General features: G+C 53.6%; 22 protein-coding genes. 16 read left to right on the top strand and 6 right to left on the bottom strand.

Going from position 1 to position 25,068, the window contains the following annotated elements; all coding sequences use genetic code 11:
• Nucleotides 1-99: 99 nt before the first annotated feature.
• From GYMC10_RS07330 to GYMC10_RS07340, 3 genes are all read left to right on the top strand, one after another.
• The gene (locus GYMC10_RS07330) at nt 100-1,425 is read left to right on the top strand and encodes an extracellular solute-binding protein (RefSeq protein WP_015733970.1); all 1,326 of its coding nucleotides are present in this window, start codon (nt 100-102) and stop codon (nt 1,423-1,425) included.
• A gap of 99 nt (nt 1,426-1,524) precedes the next feature.
• Nucleotides 1,525-2,406 (top strand): carbohydrate ABC transporter permease, encoded by an 882-nt coding sequence (locus GYMC10_RS07335; protein ID WP_015733971.1) that lies wholly within the window; start codon nt 1,525-1,527, stop codon nt 2,404-2,406.
• A 13-nt stretch (nt 2,407-2,419) separates the two neighbouring features.
• Nucleotides 2,420-3,304, top strand: a complete 885-nt coding sequence (locus GYMC10_RS07340) for a carbohydrate ABC transporter permease (protein ID WP_009591597.1) — start codon at nt 2,420-2,422, stop codon at nt 3,302-3,304.
• Nucleotides 3,305-3,484: 180 nt separating this feature from the next.
• Here GYMC10_RS07340 and GYMC10_RS07345 read toward each other — a convergent pair whose 3' ends face one another.
• The 3 genes from GYMC10_RS07345 to GYMC10_RS07355 are packed head-to-tail and all read right to left on the bottom strand — an operon-like array spanning nt 3,485 to nt 5,815.
• Complete coding sequence (locus tag GYMC10_RS07345; protein ID WP_009591592.1) at nt 3,485-4,870, bottom strand: nucleoside recognition domain-containing protein; 1,386 nt, start codon at nt 4,868-4,870, stop codon at nt 3,485-3,487.
• A complete protein-coding gene (locus tag GYMC10_RS07350; RefSeq protein WP_015733972.1) occupies nt 4,821-5,567 on the bottom strand; it encodes a FeoB small GTPase domain-containing protein in 747 nt (248 codons plus the stop codon). Before GYMC10_RS07350 ends, GYMC10_RS07345 begins: the two co-directional genes overlap by 50 nt.
• Nucleotides 5,564-5,815, bottom strand: coding sequence for a ferrous iron transport protein A (locus tag GYMC10_RS07355; protein ID WP_015733973.1), 252 nt, complete (start codon nt 5,813-5,815; stop codon nt 5,564-5,566). Before GYMC10_RS07355 ends, GYMC10_RS07350 begins: the two co-directional genes overlap by 4 nt.
• Before the next feature lie 245 nt (nt 5,816-6,060).
• Here GYMC10_RS07355 and GYMC10_RS07360 point away from each other — a divergent pair, with 245 nt between their 5' ends.
• From GYMC10_RS07360 to GYMC10_RS07390, 7 genes are all read left to right on the top strand, one after another.
• Nucleotides 6,061-7,107, top strand: coding sequence for a flavin-containing monooxygenase (locus GYMC10_RS07360; RefSeq protein WP_015733974.1), 1,047 nt, complete (start codon nt 6,061-6,063; stop codon nt 7,105-7,107).
• Nucleotides 7,108-7,111: 4 nt separating this feature from the next.
• Nucleotides 7,112-7,417: an ArsR/SmtB family transcription factor gene (locus GYMC10_RS07365; RefSeq protein ID WP_009591630.1), complete on the top strand. Its 306-nt coding sequence runs from the start codon at nt 7,112-7,114 to the stop codon at nt 7,415-7,417.
• Between the two features lie 367 nt (nt 7,418-7,784).
• On the top strand, nt 7,785-9,512 hold the full coding sequence (locus GYMC10_RS07370) for a proline--tRNA ligase (protein WP_015733975.1): 1,728 nt from the start codon (nt 7,785-7,787) through the stop codon (nt 9,510-9,512).
• Nucleotides 9,513-10,112: 600 nt separating this feature from the next.
• Complete coding sequence (locus GYMC10_RS07375; RefSeq protein ID WP_015733976.1) at nt 10,113-11,135, top strand: MBL fold metallo-hydrolase; 1,023 nt, start codon at nt 10,113-10,115, stop codon at nt 11,133-11,135.
• 441 nt (nt 11,136-11,576) lie between these two features.
• Nucleotides 11,577-12,758: a glucose-1-phosphate adenylyltransferase gene (locus tag GYMC10_RS07380; protein WP_015733977.1), complete on the top strand. Its 1,182-nt coding sequence runs from the start codon at nt 11,577-11,579 to the stop codon at nt 12,756-12,758.
• A gap of 13 nt (nt 12,759-12,771) precedes the next feature.
• On the top strand, nt 12,772-13,875 hold the full coding sequence (gene glgD, locus GYMC10_RS07385) for a glucose-1-phosphate adenylyltransferase subunit GlgD (protein WP_015733978.1): 1,104 nt from the start codon (nt 12,772-12,774) through the stop codon (nt 13,873-13,875).
• Nucleotides 13,876-13,912: 37 nt separating this feature from the next.
• A complete protein-coding gene (locus GYMC10_RS07390) occupies nt 13,913-16,357 on the top strand; it encodes a glycogen/starch/alpha-glucan phosphorylase (RefSeq protein WP_015733979.1) in 2,445 nt (814 codons plus the stop codon).
• 366 nt (nt 16,358-16,723) lie between these two features.
• On the opposite strand, the gene GYMC10_RS07395 is transcribed toward GYMC10_RS07390, so the two are convergent.
• Nucleotides 16,724-17,287, bottom strand: coding sequence for a phosphatidylglycerophosphatase A (locus tag GYMC10_RS07395; RefSeq protein WP_015733980.1), 564 nt, complete (start codon nt 17,285-17,287; stop codon nt 16,724-16,726).
• A gap of 166 nt (nt 17,288-17,453) precedes the next feature.
• On the opposite strand from GYMC10_RS07395, the gene GYMC10_RS07400 reads away from it, so the two are divergent.
• The 3 genes from GYMC10_RS07400 (at nt 17,454) to GYMC10_RS07410 (ending at nt 20,023) form a co-directional block, all read left to right on the top strand.
• Nucleotides 17,454-18,512, top strand: coding sequence for a GerMN domain-containing protein (locus GYMC10_RS07400; RefSeq protein ID WP_015733981.1), 1,059 nt, complete (start codon nt 17,454-17,456; stop codon nt 18,510-18,512).
• A 115-nt stretch (nt 18,513-18,627) separates the two neighbouring features.
• Entirely contained in the window at nt 18,628-19,386 is a 759-nt protein-coding gene (gene rph / locus GYMC10_RS07405; protein ID WP_015733982.1) for a ribonuclease PH, read from the top strand.
• 4 nt (nt 19,387-19,390) lie between these two features.
• Entirely contained in the window at nt 19,391-20,023 is a 633-nt protein-coding gene (locus GYMC10_RS07410; protein ID WP_015733983.1) for an XTP/dITP diphosphatase, read from the top strand.
• A gap of 72 nt (nt 20,024-20,095) precedes the next feature.
• On the opposite strand, the gene asnB is transcribed toward GYMC10_RS07410, so the two are convergent.
• Entirely contained in the window at nt 20,096-21,940 is a 1,845-nt protein-coding gene (gene asnB / locus GYMC10_RS07415) for an asparagine synthase (glutamine-hydrolyzing) (RefSeq protein ID WP_015733984.1), read from the bottom strand.
• 162 nt (nt 21,941-22,102) lie between these two features.
• On the opposite strand from asnB, the gene GYMC10_RS07420 reads away from it, so the two are divergent.
• The 3 genes from GYMC10_RS07420 (at nt 22,103) to GYMC10_RS07430 (ending at nt 24,614) form a co-directional block, all read left to right on the top strand.
• The gene (locus GYMC10_RS07420) at nt 22,103-22,417 is read left to right on the top strand and encodes a hypothetical protein (RefSeq protein WP_015733985.1); all 315 of its coding nucleotides are present in this window, start codon (nt 22,103-22,105) and stop codon (nt 22,415-22,417) included.
• Between the two features lie 52 nt (nt 22,418-22,469).
• Nucleotides 22,470-22,835 (top strand): hypothetical protein, encoded by a 366-nt coding sequence (locus tag GYMC10_RS07425; RefSeq protein WP_036662602.1) that lies wholly within the window; start codon nt 22,470-22,472, stop codon nt 22,833-22,835.
• Nucleotides 22,836-23,132: 297 nt separating this feature from the next.
• Nucleotides 23,133-24,614 carry a copper amine oxidase N-terminal domain-containing protein gene (locus GYMC10_RS07430; RefSeq protein WP_015733987.1) on the top strand — a complete coding sequence of 494 codons (1,482 nt, stop codon included), beginning with the start codon at nt 23,133-23,135 and terminating at the stop codon, nt 24,612-24,614.
• Nucleotides 24,615-24,664: 50 nt separating this feature from the next.
• Here GYMC10_RS07430 and GYMC10_RS07435 read toward each other — a convergent pair whose 3' ends face one another.
• Nucleotides 24,665-24,961 carry a DUF4870 domain-containing protein gene (locus GYMC10_RS07435; protein ID WP_015733988.1) on the bottom strand — a complete coding sequence of 99 codons (297 nt, stop codon included), beginning with the start codon at nt 24,959-24,961 and terminating at the stop codon, nt 24,665-24,667.
• Between the last annotated feature and the right edge of the window lie 107 nt (nt 24,962-25,068).

Here is a 25,068-nt window from a genome sequence, read left to right on the forward strand (position 1 = left end):
CCCAATCATTATGACCTTATACAATCTTCCCCTCACTGATAAAATTTGATTAAAGCGGTTTCATAACGCGAACAGCATACTAGAAAAGGGGTTGTAAACGTGTTCAATAAAAAATGGACGGTTCTGCTTTTGACATTATGTCTCGCTCTGGTTGCTGCCGGCTGTGGATCGAACAGCAGCAGCACGGGAGAATCGGGCAACGCTGGCACTGGCAGCGAAGGCGATAAAGTTACGGTAAACTTCATGCACTTGTGGCCGGCGGGCGTCTCCGCGGGACAGAACAAAATCGTGAATCAGATCATCGAAGAATATCAAAAAGAGAATCCGAACGTGACGATCAAACAAGAAGTTTTGGATAATGAGCAGTACAAAAACAAACTGAAGGTGCTTTCCGCATCGAACGAGCTTCCTGACGTAGGAGTGACCTGGGCAGCCGGATTCCTGAAGCCGTACGTGGAAGGCAACCTGTTTGCACCGGTCGACGATGTGCTGGACGGCCAGCTGGGCGACAAGTTCGTGGCGGGCACGACCGAGGCTTATGCGATTGACGGCAAAACGTATGCGCTTCCACTGGAGTTCAATATCGCTCCGGTTTATTACAACAAAGCGATATTCGAACAACACAACCTGGAGATTCCGCAAACCTACGAAGAATTCAAGACGGTCGTGAAAACGCTGTCCGATAACGGAATTGCTCCGATCGCGCTCGGCAACAAGGATCGCTGGACCGGTTCGCTCTGGTACATGTACCTGGCAGACCGGATCGGCGGACAAGAAAAGCTGGCCGGTGCAATCAGCGGCTCGGGCTCCTTTAAGGACGAATCGCTCGTCAAGGCAGCCGCCGAAGTTCAATCGCTGGTTGATGGCAACGCGTTTGTCAAAGGCTTCAACGGCTTGTCCAATGAGGAAGCGAAGTCGGAATTCCTGAACGGCAAAGCGGCCATGTACATGATGGGTACCTGGGAACTCCCGAACTTTACGACAAATGAAGAGATTCCGCAAGAATTCCGCGACAGCGTCGGATTCTTCAAATTCCCGACCGTCGAAGGCGGCAAGGGCGATATTAACAGTTGGGTAGGCGGACCGGGCGTAGGCTTGTTTATCGGCGAAAACTCGAAGGTGAAGGAAGAGTCCAAGAAATTCGTGGAGTATTTCGTGACCAAGTGGGGCGAGCAGTCGGTAACGGGCGCGGGCGTCATCCCGGCAACCAAAGTGGATACCTCGACGCTTGAGCTTCCACAGTTGTACATCGATCTGTTCGATGAAATGAACAAAGCTAGCAGCATTACCTTGTTCGCGGATGTTCAAATGCAGGCGAATGCCGCCGAAACGCATCTGAACATGATCCAGGCGCTCTTCGGCAAAGCCGTCACACCGGAGAAATTCTCCGAAGAGCATGACGCAGCGATTTCCAAAGGGAACTAAGACTCTGTAGGACAACAAAGAAACGGGACCCTGGTTTATCCGGCAGCGATGCCGGATAAACCTTTCCTCAAGACCATAGGAAGAAAGGAGTCGGACACTTTGGATAAAGTGATGTCCAACAAAAAAATCATCGCGCTGTATGTTCTGCCTGCACTGCTTGTAATTATGGCTGTCGTGTATATTCCGATCATACTCACCGCCTATTACGGACTGAACGAATGGAACGGAATCGGTGCGATGACCTTTATCGGGCTCGATAATTATCAGGCCCTGCTCTCGGACGGCAAGTTCTGGGACAGTGCATGGCACTCCCTGCTGTTAGCCGTATTCTCGGCTGCAAGCCTGATGATTTACCTGGCCGTGGCGATGGTGCTGGCCTCCAAGATCAAAGGCGCCAACCTGTTCCGCAAAATCTATCTCATTCCGATGCTGCTGTCCTCAGTTGCCATCGCGCAGCTCTGGCTGCGCATCTATCACCCGACGAACGGGATCGTGAACAGCTTCCTGGAGTCCATCGGGATCACGAACCCGCCCGCATGGCTAGCCGAACCGTCGCTTGTATTATTTGCATTATTTATTCCGATTCTGTGGCAGTATGCCGGTTTTTATATCCTGATCTATTATGCAGCCTTGAAGAATATCCCGGCTTCGCTGGTTGAAGCAGCTAAAATCGATGGGGCAACCTCCTTCCAAATCGCGTTCCGAATCAAGCTTCCGCTCATCATGGAAGTGATCAAGGTAACGATCGTGCTGGCGGTGGTAGGTTCCTTGAAATACTTCGACCTCATCTTCGTCATGACGGACGGGGGGCCTAACGGCGCGAGTGAAGTCATGGCGTCCTACATGTATCATACGGCTTTCCGCGCTTATGATTTCGGTTACGGCAGCGCGATCGGGTTCTTCCTGCTTGTGATCTGTCTGATCGTAACGTGGGTCATTCGGAAATTAACAGCATCGAAAGAAACGATCCAATATTCATAAGGAGGGATGCTTCATGATATCCGGAGCCACAGGACAGCTCCAAGAAGGGCGCGCCCGTTCCGGAAACGGAGCGGGCGGCAAGATTGGATACGCGCTGTTGTACATCGTGCTGATCGGCGTAGCCGTATTCCAGCTGTTCCCGCTCGTATGGCTGCTGTTGTTCTCTTTGAAAAACAATCAGGAAGTATTCGATCTTCCGCCTCTGTCCCTTCCGATGAATCCGCGCTGGGAGAATTACGAGAAGGTATGGAGCGCCGGCAACATCAGCGTTTATTTTCTGAACAGCGTGTGGATCACCGTTGTCGCGACTGCGCTTACGGTCATTCTGGGAAGTCTCGTCACCTTCGCGATTACGAGAATGAAATGGAAGGGCAGCTCTTTCGTGCTCGGGTTGTTTATGGTGGCCATGATGATTCCGGTTCACTCCACCTTGATCCCGCTGTTCAGCATTTTTAACAAGGTCGGTTTGACCGATCATCCGGTTTCTTTGATATTGTCGTACGTGGCTTTCAATATGCCGATCACGATCATGATTCTGCTCGGATTCTATTACACGCTGCCGAAGGAAGTGGAAGAGGCGGCGGTCATGGACGGCTGTTCGGTTCACCGGGTCTTCTTCCGGATCGTGCTTCCGATGACGGGCTCGGTGCTGGCGACGACTGCCATCATTAACATGATTTATAACTGGAACGAATTTATCTTCGTGAACACGTTCATCAGCTCGGATATGTTCAAGACGCTGACCGTCGGCGTCCAGAACTTCATCGGTCAGTACACGACCGATTGGGGCGCTATCGGCGCAACCCTGATGATCAGCATTTTGCCGATCCTGCTGATGTTCCTTTTCCTCAGCGATCGTATCGTGGAGGGCATTGCGGCGGGTTCTGTTAAAGGTTAAGTTTCATCGAATAAAAAAATCGAGCCGTTCCAAGGGATTTCTTGGAGCGGCTCGTTTTCTATTGCATAATGATTAGCTTGCAGGGCCGCTTGCCATTAAAAAAGGCATCCCAAGGTTAGATTAACCTTGCGGATGCCCCGTACATGATGAAACTAACTTTTGCCTGCCGAAGCCTGTCGTTTAAACCCATCCCAATGCCCGCGCCGCCTGGGCGACCAGGAAGGTCACGCCGATGGCGATGGCCGTCGGAATGGCAAAGGACAGGAACGTCCACTTCGCGCTTTTCGTTTCCTTCCAGATGTTGACGAGCGTGGTTCCGCAGGGGTAATGGAGCAGTGAGAACAGCATCATGTTCAGCGCGGTCAGCCAGGTCCAGCCTTGGTCCAGGAAGATTTGCTTGAGGGCAAACATATCCTCCACCTCCGTCAGGGATCCTGTTGCCAAATATCCCATCAGCAGGATCGGCAGCACGATCTCGTTCGCGGGAAGCCCGATGATAAAGGCCATCAGAATGAAGCCGTCAAGTCCGAGCGCGCGTGCAAACGGGTCAAGGAAGCTTACAAAGTGAATCAGGATGCTGGAATCCCCGACGTAGATATTGGCCAAAATCCAGGTCAGCACGCCTGCGGGCGCTGCAACGATGATGGCTCTGCGCAGGACATAAATCGTTTTGTCGAGCGTAGACCGGAGTATGGTATTCAGGATTTTCGGTTTGCGGTATGGCGGCAGCTCCAGCGTGTAGTGGGAAGGAACGCCTTTCAATGCCGTCTTCGATAATCCCCATGACACCGTAAGCGTGACAACGACGCCGATCAGCACCATGCCCATGACAACGGAGGCGGTCACGAGCGTCTGGGCTCCTCCCGAAAAGCCGGCCGCCATGAACAAGGAAGCCAGCAGGATCAAGGTCGGCCAGCGACCGTTGCAGGGCACGAAGTTGTTGGTCAGAATGGCGAGCATCCGCTCCCGCGGCGATTCGATAATCCGGGTCGACATAATGGCGGCCGCATTACAGCCGAATCCCATCGCCATGGTGAGGGACTGCTTGCCGTGCGCTCCCGTTTTTTTGAACAGTCGGTCCAGATTAAAGGCTACCCGCGGCAAATAGCCGTAGTTCTCGAGCAGCGCGAAGGCCGGGAAGAAGATGGCCATGGGAGGCAGCATCACGCTGACAACCCAGGCGGTTCCCCGGAACAGCCCGAGTATCAGCACGCCATGGAGCCAGTCGGGAGCATGGATGGCCTGAAAAGCCATGGTCAGGTATCCTTCAACCCAGCCAAAGAAACTGGCCAGCATGGAAGAGGGCACGTTTGCCCCGGCGATCGTCAAGTAAAAAATAACGCCGAGCATGGCCAGCATGATCGGGAATCCCCACAGCTTGGAGGTGAAGATGCGGTCCAGCCGCTCGGAACGGTACAGCAGCTCCCGGTTGGTCACGGTGACGGCGTCGCTGCACAGCTCCCGGGATTTTTTGAATAACTCGCCCACGATGTCTTCCCGGACATCCTCAACCTGATCAGAAGGAATGGCCGCTGTTAGAGCTTCCAAGCGCTTTAGCTGTTCCAAGTGAAATCCCCCCTTTATCCGCGGCCTTTAATCTCTCTTTCAGCGTCGCAATCAGCTTGCGGTCTCCGTCGAGAAAGCGGATGGCCAGCCATCTGGCCGGATATTCGTCTCCGACAACGTCTCGTAATTGGGACTCTAATCCCGAAATTTGCGCCTCCAGCTGTTCGTTGTATCTCATCCGGTAGGGCTTGGTCGGAGTCTGTCCCGAGGACATCAACAGCAGCTGTTCGGACAATACGTCCAGCCCCTCGTTGTTTCTGGCGGATATGGGAATGACGGGAACGCCGAGCTGATCCGCCAGCTTGCGCGCGTTAACCTGAATTCCTTTTTTCTTCGCTTCGTCCATCAGATTCAGGCAAACGATGACGCGGTCGGTCATTTCCAGCACTTGAAGGGCCAGGTTAAGGCTGCGCTCCAGCGCGGTTGCATCGAGGACCAAAAGGGTGACGTCCGGTTTCTCGAAAATAATATAATCGCGCGCCACTTCTTCATCGGCCGAGTTGGAGAACAAGGAGTACGTCCCGGGCAGATCGATGAACTGGAAGCGGGCGTCTTTGTATTCGTAATGGCCGCTCGCGAGACTGACCGTTTTGCCGGACCAGTTGCCGGTATGCTGCTTCAAGCCGGTGAGCGCATTGAAAAGCGTGCTTTTTCCCGTGTTCGGGTTGCCCGCCAGCGCGACGGTATGCGTTCTCATGATGATATCACCTTACCCCATATTAACTGGCTCTCTTCTTTTCTTAACGCAATGACGGTGCCTGCTACTCTATAAGAGGTAGGATCTCCGAGCGGGCTGGCCTTCAACACTTCGATGACGGAACCCGGAACGAAACCGAGGTCCAGAAGCCGCCGTTTATGTTCGCCGCGGATATCCACCTGTTCAATCAAAAATCGCTCTCCGAGAGCTGCCTGATGCAGATGCTGCCGATGTTTTGTCTCATCCATAAAGTTTAACCTCTCCCTAATAAATTGGGCCGAGCATATATTGTTTCCTTGAAGCAACTTTATGCCTATAGTATGACCGAATGTGTGTATTGTCAACTGGATTCATCAGATATTTATTCCAGTTTCATGCGGATGGTTCCCATGCAGCTTCCCTTGGAACTTCCATTTTATGCTTGAAAGGGAAGCAAGATGCATGTAATATGTATATATGAGCAATTATTCATATATATAAGGGGGATTCCTATATGGTTTGGGATGTTATCGTAATCGGAGCGGGACAGGCGGGATTGGCATCCGGCTATTGGCTGCAGCAGGCGGGGGTGAAGTTTCTGATGCTGGATCGGGGATCGGAGGCTGGGGAGGTTTGGAAGACGCGGTATGATTCCCTGAAATTGTTCACGCCCAGAACGCATAGCGCGCTATATGGGATGGATTTAGAGGGGGATCCGCACGGGTTCCCGGATAAAGATGAAGTGGCTTCCTATTTGAAATCCTATGCGGCACGGTTCAGGCTGCCCATTCAGTTCGCGACGAATGTAACATCGGTCCGCAAGGAAGGTGGAATGTTTATCGTCGATACCAATCGCAAAAGCTTCCATACCAAGGCGCTTATTATCGCAACCGGACCGTTTCGGCAGCCTAGAATCCCTGCGTTTGCAGCCTCTGTTCCGGGGGATGTTCTCCAGCTGCACTCGTCCGAGTACAAGAGGCCTTCCCAGCTTCAAGAGGGCGATGTGCTTGTCGTTGGCGGCGGAAACAGCGGGGCCCAGATCGTGGTGGAATTGTCCGGGGACCGGGAGACGTATTTGGCGCTTGGGCAGCCGCCGCGGTATTTGCCAATGACTCTTTGGGGGAAGGGAATGTTCTGGTGGCTGGACAGGCTCGGCGTTCTCTCAGCCAGCAGTTCCTCCTGGGTGGGACGCAAGCTGAGGGGCATGGGGGACCCGATTTTCGGATATGAATTGAAACAAGCGGTCAAGTGCGGTAAAGTGGTGTTGAAAACGAGAGCCGTTGGTGCCGGCGCTTCCGGCATGCGATTCGAGGATGGGACGGCGTTAAAGGTCCGGAACATCGTCTGGGCTACCGGCTTTGCTGCCGGTTATGATTGGCTTCATATAGAGCAAGCGTTGGATCGCAAGAAGGCACTTATTCATACACGCGGCATCAGTCCGGTGAAGGGGCTGTATTATGTAGGCTTGCCTTGGCAGACGCATCGGGGCTCCGCGCTATTGGCAGGAGTTTCACGGGATGCCCGCGAAATCGTTCAAGCCATTATGGAGAAGAGGGGGTAAGTTTATGGAAAAAGAACACCATGAGCTGCTGCACGAAGACCAGGCCATGGAAGCGTCACGACTCCTGAAGGCCATTTCGGATCCGACGCGGATCCGGATTCTTCATTTGCTCTCACAGGAAGAATGCCCTGTCGGTCATATTGCCGAGGTGCTTGGCATGAGTCAGTCGGCGGTATCCCATCAGCTTGGCTATCTGCGCAGTTTGAGACTGGTCAAATACCGAAGGGACGGAAATATATATTATTACACGTATGAAGATGAGCATGTTATCGGGATTTTGCAGCAGGTGCTGGACCATATCGCTCATTAGAACATCCCGTCCTATTGAGGCTTGACATTCCGGCCGCACGGCTGTAATGTATTGGAAAATGAAATTCCGTGAATAACCATCATCAAGGACATGAGAATGCAAGATTCGGCGAGACAGAGAGGAAGCCCCCGGCTGAAAGGCTTCTCCCCGCCAGGCTGCATTCTTCCTACCTTGTAGTTGCCCGCCTTAACCAAGCGGCGCCGGTTTGGCCCGTTACCGCCGCATGAAGCATCTTGCTATGAGCGTCCAGACGGTCTGCAAGATGGAATCAGGGTGGTACCACGAGCACATTCGTCCCTAGGAGCGAATGTGCTCTTTTTGCGTTGGGGCAGGTTCATTCATGGGTATAAGAAGGAGTATGAGGAAGATGCGGCAAAGCCAATTATTGATGACCACGATGCGCGATGTGCCGTCCGAGGCGGAAGCACTGAGCCATCAATGGATGCTCCGCGGCGGCTATATCCGTCAAACGGCGGCAGGAATCTATTCATACCTGCCGCTGGGCTGGCGGGTCTTGCGGAAGATCGAAACGATCATCCGGCAGGAAATGGATGCTGCAGGCGGGCAGGAGCTTCTTATGCCCGCTGTCCAGCCCGCCGAGCTGTGGAAGGAATCGGGCAGATACGACGTATACGGCGCGGAGCTGATCAGGCTCTATGACCGCCATGACCGTGAATTCGTGCTTGGACCAACCCATGAAGAAGTGATTACGTCCATCGTACGCCAGGAGATTTCCTCGTACCGGAAGCTGCCGGTCAACCTGTATCAGATTCAGAGCAAATACCGGGACGAGCGACGCCCTCGTTTTGGCCTGCTCCGGGGCCGGGAATTCCTGATGAAGGATGCGTATTCCTTCGATCGGGACTGGGAGGGACTGGACGCGTCCTACCGGAACATGTATGACGCGTATGAGCGGATCTTTAGCCGCTGCGGTCTGATGTTCCGGGCGGTGGAAGCCGATGCCGGCGCGATTGGCGGACAAGGGGAGACCCATGAGTTTATGGCGCTGGCCGACATAGGGGAGGATACCGTTGTATCCTGCAGCGATTGCCGTTATGCGGCGAATTTGGAACGTGCGGAGTCTGCGGCTCCGGGAGAGCCTGCTGCTATGAGGGATTCCGTAAAAACCGGCGGCAGCTCAGCTATGGAGCGCATATTCACTCCTGGTGTGAAGAGCATTCAGGAACTGACGGATTACCTCCAGGTCGGTGCGGAGCAATTGATGAAGACGCTGATTTACCGCGTGGACGGGGAACTGGTTGCAGTGCTTGTCCGCGGCGACCGGGAAACGAACGAGACCAAGGTGAAGTCCTACTTGGGAGCAGAAGCTGCGGAAATGGCGAGTGCCGAAGAGGTCAAACAGGCGACAGGGGCACCTGTCGGGTTTGCAGGACCGGTTGGCTTACGCCTAAAGATCATGGTCGATCATGAAGTGGCCGCCATGGCGGAGGGCATTACCGGTGCGAACCTGGAGGACACCCATCTGAAGGGGGTCCGCCCGGGACTTGATTTCTCGCTGGAGTACGTCGGCGATTTCCGGAATGTGACGGAAGGAGAGCCTTGCCCGCGCTGTGGAGCACCGCTGCAGTTTCATCGCGGGATTGAGCTCGGGCATGTTTTTAAGCTGGGAACCAAATATAGTGACGCCATGAACGGCAAGTACCTGGATGCCGACGGCCGGGAAAAACCTCTGATCATGGGATGCTACGGTATCGGCGTTTCCCGCGTCATGGCCGCCATCGCCGAGCAGCGTATCTCGGATGAGCGATTGGTCTGGCCGATGTCCGTCGCTCCGTTCAGGGTCCACATCATCCCGGTTGCGGTGAAGGATGAGACCCAGATGCAACTGGCCGAGCACATCTACCGCGAGCTGAGCGGTGCTGGTCTTGAGCCTCTTTTGGACGACCGGGACGAACGGGCCGGGGTCAAGTTTAAGGATGCCGACCTTGCGGGCGCTCCGCTGCGCATCATCGTCGGGCGCGGTGCGGCTTCGGGGGAGGTTGAATGGATGGGCGAGGATGGAATCAAGATTAGCATGCCTGCCGAGGAAGCAATCCAGCGTTCCCGCGAGGAGGCAGTCCGTCAGCTGAAGTGAATGCAATGGAGCCTCTCAGTATGAGGCGAGTATTCATGAAGTTGGAGATGATGTGAAGGAACATTACGCCCAACGGATAGAACCTATATCGGATATTAGAATAGCTTGAAAATGTAGTGGACACCGTGCAAGTCAGTAGGAGGGAAGGCAACTCAAATTGTTTTTTGAGGTTGCCTTCTTGTTTTGTTAGAAGGGGAATATGTGCATGGGCTTATATGATTACGTGTGAATGACACAGCCTGCCAGATGTTTAACGCTTTATGATGAACAAGCACGAAGCAGCGGAGCGGACGAATCGATTCCGGAAAAGCGGCAGCGGTCGCCTTTGCCATCGGATTTTTACAATAGATATATACAGTAAGAAAAATCCGGGGGCAACAGCGATTGGAGGAACGATACGTACGTGTAGCGTCCATTATTGGAACATACTAGCTCACTCAATTCATAATGCGGCACCCTAGCAATCTATCATTCCAAGGCACTGATTACCGATAGCCCCCGCAAACAAACCACCGCAGCCTTCTATACATATCCCGATTACAAGCTTATGATGAAGGAGTCGGATAATAAGTCATACTGCGGACGGAGGTTGCATCTACGATGAATCAGGAAGAGAAGGGCTCCAGCCCGGATATTCATTATATAGAAGAGCATCAGCTCAGTCAGGTGAAAATTACACTGTCCAACCCGTTACGATGGGTGAACAGCTATGTGCTGCGGGGAGATGACGGGGTGACCGTCATCGATCCGGGGCCGCGCACGGCTTCCTCGGAGCGGGAATGGCTGGCGGCGATGGAGCAGCTGGAGATGGATTTCAGCGACATCGTCTCCGTCGTGCTGACCCATCATCACCCGGACCACTACGGGCTTGCCGGGTGGTTTCAGGAACGTTCGGGCGCGAAGGTGTGGATGTCAGAGCGGGCTCATCGGGAAGCGATGCTGATGTGGGGAGCGGATTCCTCGATGGATCGTGCGCTCCCCGCGTTCTTTCGGCAGCATGGCATGCCGGAAACCAAGCTTGCCCTGCTGAAGGAGCATCTGAACAGCTTCTTTCCCCAAGTCACGCCGCAGCCGGAGATCTCGTTCATCGGGGAGGACCTGCCGTTCCGGATGGGGAACCGGATCTGGATGCCGGTGCAAACGGCCGGCCATGCTCCGGGGCATCTGTCATTCTTCCATGCGGACAGCGGCGTCCTGTTATGTGGCGATGCCGTGCTGCCGCAAATCTCGCCTAACGTGAGCCTGGTGCCCGGCAGCGACGCCGAGCCGCTGGCGCTCTTCCTTGCAGGGCTGCGCCGCCTGCGGGAACTGCATGTCCGGACGGCGTATCCCGGACACCGCCACCCGTTCACGCATTTCCGTGAACGGATCGACGCGCTCCTCCTCCATCACGAGGAGCGCCTGACCACCATCGCCGGCATGCTGAGCGCTGCCGGACGGCTCACCGCCTACGAGGTCTGCACCGCCCTCTTCGGCGATAAGCTCGGCATCCACCAGCTGCGTTTCGCCATGTGCGAAGCGCTGGCCCATCTCGCCGAGCTGGCCCGGCGCGGAGAAGCCGCGATGATCGAAACCGGGGACGGAATGTGCTATTTTTCTGTACGGAAACCGCCGCATTCCTGATATAATCAAGACATGAATAAAACCGTCTAATTGTACGTTGGCTTCCATCATGCGTAGAAAGGGCGGTTTTTTGTTTAATAGATTCAGAAGGCTACATAATGGAGCATCCGATATTTTGAAGTGGCCCTTAGGCTGCTGGCGTAACGGCCGCGATCAGGATGCCTGGCAAGTGTCGCCACGACCTTTTTTTAGAGAAGAGAAGGCAGGTGATACCCAAGATGGGGGGCCTTCCCTCATTCGAGTCAGAGTTTCTCTCTACCCCGCATATAGTTGATGTACCTTTGCTGTTTGGCAAGGCATTCCCTCAAGCGCTTTTTTCTTTAACACTGATCACCATGATCCACCCGCCATTTTTCGTATCGAAGCGTTCCCTTGGTTCACTCTGCAATTTTCATGTTATAGGATTCGTATCTCATTAAGCCCCTCAAAGGAGAATCTGTCATGAAGAAAAAAGAAGTAGTCGCGATGCTGCTCGCAGGAGGTCAAGGCAAACGGCTGAAGGGCCTGACCAAGACGCTGGCCAAACCGGCCGTTTATTTTGGGGGTACATACCGGATCATTGATTTTCCGCTGAGTAACTGCTCCCATTCGGGAATCGACACGGTCGGGGTACTCACCCAGTATGAGCCTCTGGTTCTGCATTCCTACATTGGCGTAGGAAGCGATTGGGATATGGATCGGCTGAATGGGGGCGTTTTCGTGCTCCCGCCGCATGAACGCGAGGACGGGACGACCTGGTACCGTGGGACGGCGGATGCGATCTTCCGGAATCTCAAGTTTATCGACCAGTACGATCCCGAGCACGTTTTGATTTTGTCGGGTGATCACATCTATAAGATGGATTACGACCGCATGCTGGCTTACCACAAGGAGAAAGATGCCGATTGCACCATCTCCGTCATCGAAGTAAGCCTGGACGAAGCGAAACGGTTCGGCATGGTGAACACGGATGAGGACTACCGGATTTTCGAGTTCGAGGAGAAGCCAGCGCATCCGAAGAGCACAACGGCTTCCATGGGCGTTTATCTGTTTCGCTGGAAGCTGCTGCGTTCTTATTTACTGCAGAATGCGGACCTTCCGGATACGAGCCATGATTTCGGCAACGACATTCTGCCGAGGATGCTCGCGGACGGCAAAACGCTGTATGCTTATCCGTTTGAAGGGTACTGGAAGGACGTCGGCACCATCGAGAGCTTGTGGGAAGCCAATATGGATCTGCTGAGCGAGCAGCCCAAGCTGGATCTGAACGATCCGCTGTGGCGCATTTACACCCGAAATCCGAATCAGCCGGCAGAGTATATTTCTCCGAACGGCATCGTCCGGAACAGCATGATCAACGAAGGCTGCACCGTGTGCGGCGAGGTCGAGCATTCGGTCCTCTTTTATGGCGTGGAGGTGGGGGAAGGCAGCGTCATTACCGATTCCGTCATCATGCCCAAGGTACGCATCGGCAGCCATGTTCGCATACACCGGGCGATCGTGACCGAGGACATGGTCATTCAAGATCATGCCCGGATCGGTCCGCCGCCGGAAGATCCATCCCAGATTGTGCTTGTAAGCGGTCATGATGAAGACGTCCTGAAGCTGCTTCAATCGTCTTCGTCCCACAATAATCAAGGTTAGGACGGGTGCGCAGATGAGAGAACTCATGGGTATTATAAATTTGGAGCATGAACGGGATGTGCTGAGTGAATTGACGTATTACCGGTGCGGGGCCGCCGTCCCTTTCGCGGGAAGGTACCGTCTGATCGACTTTGTAATGTCCAATATGATGCACGCGGGCATTGAGGATATCGCCCTGTTCGTTCGCAGGAAATACCGCTCCTTGATGGACCATCTGGGCGAAGGCCGGCCGTGGGATATGCATCGCAAACGGGGCGGCCTGTTCATACTTCCGCCGGATTGGAACGATGAAACGGATGTGTCCGCCGGCGAGCTGCGGCATATTTATAACAATCTCGATTTTTTTGAGCGGGGGGCGGCGAGGTTTATCGTGCATTCCGGCAGCCAGCATATCAGCACGGTGGATTTGAACGAGGTGTACGAGTACCATCTGGAGCAAGGCGCCGACGTAACGCTCGTGTATACCAGGGTGAATGCACCGAGGGAGGAGCATCGTTCCTGCGCCCGCCTGGAAGTTGACGAGGACGGCATGGTCACGGACATTCATTATGAACACAAGCATGATGCGGTATACATGGAGATGTTCGTGATGGAGAAATCACGCTTTCTCGAGATGGCCGATCATTGCATCGCTCATGGCGGCAACAACTTTTTTCGGGACGCGATCATGCAAAACCGGCACAAGCTGAACATTGCGGGATATGAATATCTCGGATATCACGCGGTGATCAACTCGCTGGAAAGCTATTACCGTACGAGCATGAACCTCCTGAATCCGAAGGCGTATAACAGCTTGTTCCGCAAGCAGGCGGTCCACACCAAGATCAAGTACGAGGTTCCCGCCAAATACCTGAATTCGGCCGATGTAAGCAATGCGCTGGTTGCCAACGGCTGCCAGATCGACGGGGAAGTGAAGAACAGCATTCTGTTCCGCGGGGTACAGGTGAAGCGGGGCGCAAGCATCCATAACTCCATCATTATGCAAAAATGCTTGATCGGCGAAAACGTAAGGCTCGAGAACGTCATACTCGATAAAGATGTGATCATCTCTCGCGATCATAAGCTCCAAGGCGATTTTCGCAAACCTTTCGTCATTGCCAAGGACATTTCGATCTGATCCTAAAATAAAACGATCCGTCAGGAGGAACTTTCTTTTGTTTAACAACAAGGAAACATTCAAGCAGGTCTTTACGGAGCAATTGGTGAGTCGGTTGGGGAAGGGACTTGAGGAAGCAACGGCTGAGGATGTTTACAAAATCATCGGCGGCATGATCCGGGAATATGTCGGACGGGAATGGGCCGATGCCAACCGGATATACCGGGATACCGGGCAGAAGCAGGTGTATTATTTCTCTCTGGAATTTTTGATCGGCCGGCTGATGGGCAACAATCTGCTGAACCTGGGCGTGCTGGATATGGTCCGGAGCGGCCTTCTGGAACTGGGATGGAATTTGAATGAGATCGAGGAACAGGAACCGGACGCGGGCCTCGGCAACGGGGGGCTCGGACGCCTTGCCGCGTGTTTTCTTGATTCGTTAGCATCGCTCAGCTATGCAGGCCATGGCTGCGGCATCCGGTATAAGTACGGCTTGTTTGAACAGAAGATTATCGACGGCCATCAAGTGGAGCTGCCGGACAACTGGCTCCAGCGGGGGAACGTCTGGGAAGAACGTCGGGCAGACAAGGCGGTGGAAGTGCGCTTCTGGGGCCGCGTGGAGGTGGACGTGCAGGAGGGGCGGACCGTGTTTCACGCGGCGGACTACGAACGGGTCCTGGCCGTGCCTTACGACGTGCCGGTCATCGGTTACGGCGAGGGGCAGGTGAACACGCTGCGGCTGTGGAGCGCCGAGTCCGCCTCGGATATATCCAGAATCCGTTCGGCCCACCATCATAACAGCTATTATAAATTTTTGGAATACAACCGTTCGGTTGAATCGATATCGGAGTTTTTGTACCCGGATGATTCGGCATACGAAGGCAAGCTCCTTCGCCTCAAGCAGCAGTACTTCCTCTGTTCGGCCGGCGTTCAGAGCATTCTCAGAACGTTCGACAAGCTGGGCAAAACCTATCATGAGCTTCCCGAACACGTTGCCATTCATATCAATGATACCCACCCGACCTTGGTGATTCCGGAGCTGATGCGAATTCTGATCGACGACAAGGGCTTGGGCTGGGAAGAGGCGTGGGACATTACGAGCCGGACCGTATCCTATACGAACCACACGCTGCTTAGCGAAGCGTTGGAGAAATGGCCTGCCGGCATGGTCCGTGAGCTGCTGCCGCGCATTTACATGATGATCGAAGAGATCAACAAGCGCTTCTGCGGCATGCTGCTGGACCGTTATCCTGGCGATCATGAGCGCATCTCCCATCTCGCCATCATGGAAAGCGACCAGATCCGCATGGCCAATTTGGCGATCGTGGGCAGCTATCACGTGAACGGCGTGGCGGCGCTGCACACGGAGCTGCTGAAGGAGCAGGTCATGAAACCATTCTATGAGCTGTATCCGGAGCGTTTCAGCAACAAAACGAACGGGATTACCCATCGGCGCTGGCTGATGCATAGCAACCCCGGCCTGAGTCAATGGATCTGCGATGGTATCGGCGATTCATGGATTACGGATCCGCGTCAGTTAATGCAGCTCAAGGAACTGAAGAACGACTCCGCCTTCCAGCAGGGCATTCAGCGGATCAAACGGAGCAATAAAGAGCGGCTTGCCGATTATATCGCGAATAAACAAGGGATCGCAGTCAATCCCGATTCCATATTCGATGTGCACGTGAAGCGGCTGCACGGCTATAAGCGGCAATTGCTGAATATTTTACGCGTCATGCATGTGTATAACGAGATTAAGGATCAGCCGGGCATGGATCGCGTTCCCCGTACCGTCATTTTTGGCGCGAAGGCAGCACCGGGTTACTATCTGGCCAAAAGCATCATCAAACTCATTAACGTCGTTGCGGATGTCGTGAATAAGGATCCGCAGGTCAATGACAAACTTCAGGTGCTGTTTCTTGAAAATTATTCGGTCTCACTCGCGGAGAAAATTATTCCGGCAGCCGATGTAAGCGAGCAGATTTCCACGGCCGGCAAGGAAGCCTCCGGCACGGGAAACATGAAGTTCATGATGAACGGCGCGTTGACCATCGGAACGCTGGATGGGGCTAACGTGGAAATGTTCGAGCTGCTCGGCAGAGAGAATATGTTCCTCTTCGGATTGGAGCTGGAGGACGTGTTAGCGTATTACAGAACGGGGGCCTACGTATCCAGGGAGCGGTATGAGCAGGACCCGAGGATCGCCCGCGTGCTGAATCAGTTGATTTCCTCAGGCCCGTTCTGCTGCCACGAGCTGGAGTTTGGGCAGATCCTGCAGTCTCTGCTGGACCATAATGACGAGTTTTTTGTGTTAGAGGACTTTGCCAGTTATGTCGCAACCCAGTCGGCCATTGATGATGCTTATTTGAATGCCTGGTCCTGGACCGAGAAGTCGATCGTCAATATCGCGCACTCGGGACATTTCTCGAGCGATAATACGATTCACCGTTATGCATCCGACATCTGGAATGTTTCGCCTGTGAAGGTTGGCCTGAAGGGATAGTCAACGATATCGATGCTCAAAAAAGAACCCCGCCATGGAAATGGCGGGGCTTTCCATAGGTGCTCTATTGGATTGTTCTTCATATAGCATATGATCGAGACTCGCAAAAATGACGACATAAATTTACCGATTTATGTGAAGGGCAGCCCGATTTTTCATAGCGGTGATCAGCCTTCTTATAAAGGAAGAAACTCAGCCTTCGGGTCCGAATCCCGGCTGCGTTTCTACCTGCTATCGTCTATGATTCTTTGAAATCAGCCCGTCGGTTCGAAAATGGTAGGTTGCGGTTGCGGATAAGCCGCAATCTTCCGGCAGGCTGGAAAAGGGAGATTCGCACGCTGAGCGAATCTCCCTTTTTGAAGTGGTTTATTCTTTTGGAAGCTCTTCGGTCGTACCGTACAGCTCGATCTCCCGGTCCGCTTGCTTGCGATGGGCGATCCGGCTGCTGGCGGCTGCGGCAACCGCGCCGACGATGTCGTCGAGAAAGGTATGTACGCGGCCGCTTGATTTATCATTCAATTGCTCAAGAATGCCGGGTTTGAGTTTGTCGATATACCCGTAATTGGTGAAGCCGATGCTTCCGTACACGTTAACGATGGAAAATGCCAGGACTTCATCCACGCCGTATAACCCTTCGTCATTGGCGAGCATTTCTTGAAGCGGGGATATGAGATTGCCTTCCTCGGCCAAAATGTCCAATTGAATGCCGGTTAACACCGCGTTTTGCACTTCACGTTTGCTGAGTACGGCATCCACATTCTCGATGCACTCTTCCATCGTCAAATTCGGGTAGTATTTTTTCTGAAGGATCATCACCAGCTCCGCGATTTCCTCCAACTTGATTCCACGCTTATGCAGCAGGCTCCGTGTCGCTTCCGCTACCTTCTTGCTGTTCAGGCTGTATGGAATGTTTGAATCGTTTTCTGCCATGATGGAACTCACCTCATTTTCGTGGTTGATGAAGATGCTTACGACGATTGTACTTTTTCCGCACCCCTTTGTCCAGAAAGGGCAAAACTGAGAGTTATTTTTTTGGAAAGGGCTCGTATACATAGGAGTACAACCTGTACAAAAAAATGTTAGGGAGGAACAATACATGAAACGTAATCAACGTACTCTTCGCAGGCTTTCCGCCGCCGGGCTGCTTGCTGTTCCGATCGTGATGTCCGGCTGCGGCATGTTATCCGGGAAGCAATCGGAAGCGATTGACCCGCCGCCTGCGCAAGTGGAGAAGCAGATGCTGAACACGGCCGGATCCACGGCGGCTCAAGGAGACATTGGCATGCAGACAACGGTATATCTTGCGGATGCACGGGGGATGCTGGCACCTGTAACCTTGGGCATTCCGAAGGTGGAGGGCGCCAGCGTGGTGAAGGAATCCCTTGAAGTGCTGGTGAACGGAGGCCGTTACGCGGGCTATGTTCCACAGGGCTTCCAGGCAGTATTGCCTGCCGGTACGCAGGTCCATAACGTGACAGTCGATCCGGAGAGCAAATTGGCGGTCGTCGAATTCAATAAATCATTTGCGGAATATAAAGCGGCAGATGAACGGAGAATCCTGGAGGCGTTGACGTGGACGCTGACAGGACATGAAGGCATCGAGCAGATGCAGGTATGGGTGGACGGCGTCAAGCTGACGGAAATGCCGGTCAATCACATGCCGCTGGACCGTCCGCTTTCACGTTCGATGGGAATCAATCTTCAAAAAGCGGATGATGCCTTGTACACGAACTCTTCACCGGTCACGGTCTATTTCTCATCGGTGACGCCGGAAGGCATTCAGTACTACGTGCCGGTCACAAGACTTGTTCCAACCGGACAAGACGCAGTGAAGGCGGCCTTAAACGAGCTGATTCGCGGACCGCAGTATGGCGACGGACTTGTTGAGGTCATCCCGGATGACACCACTGTTGCGGCGGTTGAAAAAGGGGAGGACGGAGCCGTAACCGTATCGCTTCAGGACAGCATGTTTGAACAGGGAGAGCAGGTTCCGACCGAGCTGCTGCAGGCCGTCGTGCTTACCGTAGCCGAGAATGCGGATGATGCCAAAGTGAAAATCCGGATGAACGATCTCACGGAGGTGGTTGGAACGGATAGCCGAAATTATAGCGAGCCCGTCAGCCGTCCGGAGTTCATCAACGAAATCTCGATCTGACCGATTCTCCGCCATCTTTGGGAAATTTCCCCCGCAAAAGGTGCTTTTGTGCCTGCACTTTGGTAGAATAGGGAATGCTAATCAGGATTGCGATAAGAAGTAGGAGGCAGAAAACATGAGATCTAACGGACGTAAGAGCGATGAGCTCCGACCGATGAATTTATCGACCCATGTGAATAAATATGCGGAAGGCTCCGTGTACATCGAGATGGGGGACACCAAGGTGCTGATTACGGCAACCGTGGACGAGAAAGTTCCCCCGTTTCTGAAAGGACAAGGAAAGGGCTGGGTGACGGCTGAATATTCAATGCTGCCGCGCGCAACACAATCCCGCAACCAACGGGAAGCCAATCGCGGTAAACTCAGTGGCCGGACGATGGAAATTCAACGGCTGATCGGCAGAGCGCTCAGGTCTGTTGTGAATCTGCATGCTCTTGGCGAGCGGACGATTACGCTGGACTGCGATGTAATCCAGGCGGATGGCGGAACGCGGACCACCTCCATTACAGGAGCATTTGTAGCTTTAGCCATAGCTGTAAATAAAATTGCAGAACAACATAAATTAGCGGTATTCCCGATCACGGACTACCTGGCATCCATTAGCGTGGGCATTGCCGGCGGACAGGCGCTGCTGGATCTGAACTATGAAGAGGATTCCAAGGCGAAGGTGGACATGAACTTGGTCATGACCGGAAGCGGCAAATTCGTTGAGGTTCAGGGAACCGGCGAAGAGAGCCCGTTTTCCCGCGAGGAGCTGGATCAAATCCTGGAGCTGGGAGAACAGGGGATCCGCGAGCTTATCGAGCGTCAGCAGGAGGCGCTTGGCCCGATTGCGGCCAAGATCGGTTCCGTGAATGCGAGCACCGGAGTCTGATCCCATGAAACTGACACTTGGAGATACACTCATTGTAGCTACACGCAATCAGGGGAAAGTCAAGGAATTCGCGCATGCTTTTGCTGCTTTCGGCACGGATGTAAAGAGCATGTACGATTACCCTGATCTGCCTGATGTCGTTGAGGATGGAGCAACCTTCGCAGCCAATGCATTCAAAAAAGCCAAGGAAGTCGGTGACGCACTGGGATTGCCTGTGCTGGCCGATGATTCCGGATTGTGCGTGGATGCGCTGAACGGCGCGCCCGGCGTTTATTCCGCCAGGTATGCGGGTGAGCATGGCGCGGACGAGGACAATAACGAGAAGCTGCTCGGCGAGCTCGAACGGTTAAGGCTCGGCGAGGACACCGAGCAGCCCCTGCTAAGTCCGGCCCGGTTCGTCTGCGTTCTGGTGCTGTATGATCCGGTCTCGGGAGAAAAGCTCGAGGCGGAGGGGAACGTTGAAGGCTGGATCACTTCGGATCCTGCCGGAGCGGGCGGTTTTGGGTATGACCCGCTCTTCTATTTGCCAAGCCATGAGAAGACGATGGCCGAGCTTTCCCTGGAGGAGAAGCAGGAGATCAGCCACAGGGGAAAAGCGCTGCGAAAGCTTGTAGCGGACCTGCAGGCGCTTAATTGATATACCATTCGCGAAAAACCATACCGGCATGTGCCGGTATGGTTTTTTTGATTTGTCGCAGTCTATAAGGACTTAACGGATGGATACGTTATATTCTTTGAGCCAGAAATGAACCTGGGCCAGGTAGGCAAACAGCTGCGGACCTGACATCAATTGGCCGAACCAAGGCAGATTGGAGGAAGCATCCGGCGAAGATGCCAGCTCCCGGATCCGGGCGGTATCGATGAGCGGCAGGAGCGGCGAAGAAGAATCATCCAGAATGGACAGCACCTGTGCTTTGACGGCCGCCAGATAGTTCGGATTATGGGTTTTTGGATACGGGCTTTTTTTGCGGTACAGGACGTCATCCGGCAGCACGCCTTCAAGGGCCTTGCGTAGAATGCCCTTCTCCCGGTCTCCTGTCGTTTTGATGCTCCAAGGGATGTTCCACACGTAATCGATGAGGCGGTGATCGGTATAGGGGACGCGGACTTCCAGTCCAACGCCCATGCTCATCCGGTCCTTGCGGTCAAGCAGGGTTGGCATGAAGCGGGTGATATTGAGGTAAGACATGATCCGCATTTTGGCCTGCTGCCCGGTCTCCCCGTCCAGCTTAGGCACTTCGGCTACCGCATCGGAGTAGCGGTCCCCGAGGTATTCCAGCGGCTTGATCCAGTCCCGGATTTCGGCAGACAGCAGCCCGGCTCTCATATCCGGCGCGACGGACCACGGAAAGGTACCGGAATTGAGCATTTCTTCCCGGTGGAACCAAGGGTAACCGCCGAATATTTCATCAGCGGCTTCACCGGATATGGCGACGGTTGCGCCTTTTTTAATCTCGCGGCAGAAGAGAAGCAAGGAAGCATCCACGTCGGCCATGCCCGGAAGATCCCGTTTTTGCGTGGAGACATCCAGCGCTTCTACCAGTTCGGGCGTGTCGAATTCGATCCAATGGTGGTTCGTGCCCAGCTCCTCGTGCATCCGTTTAATCCATGGCGCATCCGCTCCCGGCTGGAAGGAATGGGACTTAAAGTGTTTGTTGTTGTCCACATAATCCACGGAGTAGGTGTGCACTTGTCCTTGGCCCGTCCGCTTGTAGTAATCGACGGCCAGCGAGGAAAGCGCGCTGGAATCGAGTCCGCCGGATAACAGGGAGCAGACCGGTACGTCGGAGACCAGCTGACGCTCCACGGTGTCGCGGAGAAGATCGCGAAGGAAGCTTGCCGTTTGGTCGGCATCATCCTCGTGGGGCTTGCTTTCCAGCTTCCAATAAGTATACTTGCGCAAGCCTTCCCGGTTAAAGATCATGGCCATGCCGGGACGGAGCTCCGATATGTCCTTGTATACGCCATGTCCCGGGGTACGCGCCGGGCCGATAATAAATACTTCCGCAAGCCCCTCGGCCCCTACGACGGACTCCACTTTCGGATGCTGGAGCAAAGCTTTCGGTTCCGAGCCGAATACAAGCGTTCCGTCAATATAGCTGTAGAACAGGGGTTTCACTCCCACCCGGTCCCGAGCCAAAAATACCTGTTCCCGGACGCTGTCCCAAATAGCGAATGCAAATATTCCATTGAGGCGCTCCAAACACTCGGGGCCCCATTCGATATAGGAGACTAACAAAACTTCCGTGTCGCATTTCGTATTGAAACGATGACCGCGTCGTACCAATTCGTCTTTAAGCTCCGCAGCATTATATAATTCCCCGTTATATACAATGGCATAGACTTCCTCTTCCTGATGAATGATCATCGGCTGAGCGCCATTCTCGGGGTCGATCACGCTGAGTCTTCGGTGACCGAATGCGCACGGGTTGGAAATCCAGGTGCCGGATCCGTCAGGTCCGCGGTGAGCCAAACTTTCTGTCATTTTTACCAGCAGCTGCGAGTCCTGCGTCAAATCGCCGCTCCATTGTATAAAACCGGTTATTCCGCACATGACGGTTCATCCTCTCTTTGTCTTTGTCATACGCTGTCCACTCTTTTTAATCCTACGTCGCCAAAGTGATACAGATATATGCCGAAGGAAGGCATAAAATGTCTGTCCTTTTACGAAAACTAAGAAAGAGGACGAATATCAAAGCGAAGGAGAGATGCGTCCATGGAGAAGTCAACCTATTATGTTTCCGTGCAGAGCCGGTCCGTGCTGAACGAGCAGGGAGCGAGCGCTTATGAATGGGAGATCGAAGCAACGCCGGAAGAGGCCGATCAAGTTCGGATTGAACTGGACATGATGCAGGAGAAAGACGAAGAAATGACAGGGTACTTGTTTCCTTGGCCGGATACACCGCAACAAAACGCCAATGCCCTGTTTCAATCCTCTCTGGACAAGGTGTACCGGACCATCTACCAATTAGGAACACCGGCCACTCGCCAGCAAATGGAAGAGCTCCGATTGCTTTCCGATTTGACATGAAAACAATAAGGATCGTGCAGTCCCTGCACATCTTGATGAAGGAGAATGTATGATGTATGCAATCAGAGATGCAAAAATTCGCCGGATTACGGAAGTAAACGGCGCCCCTTGCGCTGAGGTTGAGGTCTATCCAGCCGCGGAAGGAGAAAGCGCATTGCTGGCTTATCTGACACCATCTTCCCCTCTGGGAGGCTATGAGCTGGTGAAAATTGTCCGCAGCAACGCCAGCATGGAGGTGGACTGGTTCGACAACAGCATGCATGATGCTTTTGTGGATGCCACGGACGAAGCATTCGAGAACAACGTTCAGTCCACGGCAGAGGAAGACCGCGATGCATTCAAGCAGCAGCTGCTTTCGACAGGCCAGCTATATGAGCAGCTGAACCAGCGGCTCAGCGAAGGCCCTCAATATTTCTAGAGCTTTTATGAACGAAGAGATCTGACCGAATACCATCGGCAGATCTCTTTTTGCATGTGCAGGTTCATCTATGAAAGATTGCATGGGGTTTTTACGCAGTTCTGCAAAAAAGGTCGAACAAAGATAGGTTTCTTGTCGATTTCGATTTCGCTGCGGTAGGGAGTATGGACCATCCGGTATCCTTGTTTACGAAATAGATACAAATAGGGCTTTTCCTCTATATGATTACTGGAGAATCCTCCCTATAATGTTGGATTAGTGTCATCTACTAACATAATGGACAAGGGGAGATTGGGATTGGGCAGATGGAATAAACATATCGTCAAGCTATGGGGAGCGGGATTCCTGGCGTTGTCGCTTACCTTGGGATCCGTGCAAATGCCGGCAAGCGCCGAAGCAACGCAGAACGTTACGGTTCTTGAATCGTCTCATGAGCTCGTGAACGGCAAGATGCGCGTGACGGCGGACATTCGCAACGGAGGAACCGGAGCGGAAGCGGGATTCTATGTTGTCGGTTACGATGCAAACGGCCAAGCGCTCGAGGCAGTCGGTGATTCCGAATATATGATGAGCGACGAAATCGGTACATATGAAGTGGACCTTGACAGCGGCAGCAGCGTCAAGCGGGTGGAAGTGCTCCCGGCAGGACCGGCCGGTGATCAGGCGCGGCTGCTGGCATCCGGATACTATACGAGCAACGGCGTGGTCAACGTTTCTGGCGTCGTGCAGAATTCTACGGTCGGGCACAATGTGGGTATGCTCGCCGTAGGGTATGATGCTTCCGGCAAAGCGGTCGAAGTGACATCGGCGGACAGCTACTTTGGCGGCAGCGATGTCGGCACCTTCGTCGTAGAGCTTAAAGCAGCGAAGCTGATCAAGAGCGTAAAGGTATCGGTCGTTGATCCGGTTGAAGATGCCGTGAAGCTGCTGCAATCCGGCAGCCGCCTGGAGAACGGAAAGCTCATCGTTACCGGTTCGATTCAAAACCGGAATAAAGGCGGGCAGGCCGGCGTCATCGTTGTCGGCAGCAACGCCAGCGGCAAGGTTCTGGAGGTCAACACGACTTCCGGGTATCTTTCATCCAACGAAATCGCGAATTTCCAGGCCGAGCTGGAAGGCGGCAAAGCCATCAGCGACCTGAAGGTGTTCCTGACAGGCAACAGCCAGACGCCTAAAATCATAGCCGAGGGCAGAACGACCATCAACAACAAGCTTGTCGTTACGATCGGCGTGGAGAACGGGGATGTGTCGCAACGGATTACCGTGAAATCGACGGCGTACGATGCGAAGGGACGCTCCTTGGGGACCGATACGGACTCCATGTTCATGACCGCCAATGAAACGACGACCTTGCGCATTGATTACGATACTCGGGTCAAAAGCGTGAAGCTGAAATATTATGACCAATCCGGCAGAGAAATCGGAGAAGCGCCGATCCGCATCAAAATCAACGGCCAGCTCCAATCCTATGCGCAGTCGCCGGTGATGGTCGGAGGAAGCGTTCTTGTGCCTATGCGTCCGATCTTCGAATCCCTCGATGCTTCGGTCAAATGGGACCAAAAGACGCAAAGCGTATCCTCATCCAAAGGCTCGACCCAGATCAAGCTGAAGATGGGCTCCAAGCAAGCGGTCGTTAACGGGAAGACCGTCACGCTGGATTCGGCGCCACGGATGGTGAAGGGCACCACGATGGTACCGCTGCGTTTCGTGGCATCCGCGCTGGGCTGTGAAGTGAAATGGGACGGCAATGAGAAAATGGTATTGATTACGACCAAATAATGCGAAAAGGACCATGCGGTAAGCGCATGGTCCTTTTTTATAGGGTAAGTTCAATAAGCGTGTTCCCTCAGCACCTGAATGCCCATGATCACGTTATACACAAAAGCCCCGAAATAGATGATGCCGAACAGAATGAGGTACCCGATGACGGAACCGAAGGAGCCCGAGGTCACGGCCATGTAGATTAACGGGATCGCTGCTATAACGGGGAACAGATGGGAGAACAGGGCGCGGCGTGCGTGCTTGGCCACATAGGCGTCCGGAGACAGAATCCATACAAGGACAGGGAGGATGAACGGTGCAAAGAAGATGCTGAAATACGATAAAGAGGATAAAAGCTGTCTCATGGTATCACGCTCCTGAAGTCATTCTCATGTTTACATATTACCCAGTAAGCAGGCTCCTGATTCGGTTAGGTGATCAACCCGAAAAAAAGTACTTTGAAAAAAACAAA

It is taken from the genome of Paenibacillus sp. Y412MC10 (genome assembly GCF_000024685.1).
Classification (GTDB): Bacteria; Bacillota; Bacilli; order Paenibacillales; family Paenibacillaceae; genus Paenibacillus_AQ; species Paenibacillus_AQ lautus_A.

Bases quoted from the DNA above. Each gene is read 5' to 3' on its own strand.
- GYMC10_RS07355 (WP_015733973.1), bottom strand. From the start codon at position 5,815: ATGGATGAGACAAAACATCGGCAGCATCTGCATCAGGCAGCTCTCGGA.
- GYMC10_RS07425 (WP_036662602.1), top strand. From the start codon at position 22,470: ATGTATGCAATCAGAGATGCAAAAATTCGCCGGATTACGGAAGTAAAC.
- GYMC10_RS07370 (WP_015733975.1), top strand. From the start codon at position 7,785: ATGCGGCAAAGCCAATTATTGATGACCACGATGCGCGATGTGCCGTCC.
- GYMC10_RS07380 (WP_015733977.1), top strand. From the start codon at position 11,577: ATGAAGAAAAAAGAAGTAGTCGCGATGCTGCTCGCAGGAGGTCAAGGC.
- glgD (WP_015733978.1), top strand. From the start codon at position 12,772: ATGAGAGAACTCATGGGTATTATAAATTTGGAGCATGAACGGGATGTG.
- GYMC10_RS07360 (WP_015733974.1), top strand. From the start codon at position 6,061: ATGGTTTGGGATGTTATCGTAATCGGAGCGGGACAGGCGGGATTGGCA.
- asnB (WP_015733984.1), bottom strand. From the start codon at position 21,940: ATGTGCGGAATAACCGGTTTTATACAATGGAGCGGCGATTTGACGCAG.
- GYMC10_RS07365 (WP_009591630.1), top strand. From the start codon at position 7,112: ATGGAAAAAGAACACCATGAGCTGCTGCACGAAGACCAGGCCATGGAA.
- GYMC10_RS07435 (WP_015733988.1), bottom strand. From the start codon at position 24,961: ATGAGACAGCTTTTATCCTCTTTATCGTATTTCAGCATCTTCTTTGCA.
- GYMC10_RS07410 (WP_015733983.1), top strand. From the start codon at position 19,391: ATGAAACTGACACTTGGAGATACACTCATTGTAGCTACACGCAATCAG.
- rph (WP_015733982.1), top strand. From the start codon at position 18,628: ATGAGATCTAACGGACGTAAGAGCGATGAGCTCCGACCGATGAATTTA.
- GYMC10_RS07350 (WP_015733972.1), bottom strand. From the start codon at position 5,567: ATGAGAACGCATACCGTCGCGCTGGCGGGCAACCCGAACACGGGAAAA.
- GYMC10_RS07375 (WP_015733976.1), top strand. From the start codon at position 10,113: ATGAATCAGGAAGAGAAGGGCTCCAGCCCGGATATTCATTATATAGAA.
- GYMC10_RS07420 (WP_015733985.1), top strand. From the start codon at position 22,103: ATGGAGAAGTCAACCTATTATGTTTCCGTGCAGAGCCGGTCCGTGCTG.
- GYMC10_RS07400 (WP_015733981.1), top strand. From the start codon at position 17,454: ATGAAACGTAATCAACGTACTCTTCGCAGGCTTTCCGCCGCCGGGCTG.
- GYMC10_RS07340 (WP_009591597.1), top strand. From the start codon at position 2,420: ATGATATCCGGAGCCACAGGACAGCTCCAAGAAGGGCGCGCCCGTTCC.
- GYMC10_RS07395 (WP_015733980.1), bottom strand. From the start codon at position 17,287: ATGGCAGAAAACGATTCAAACATTCCATACAGCCTGAACAGCAAGAAG.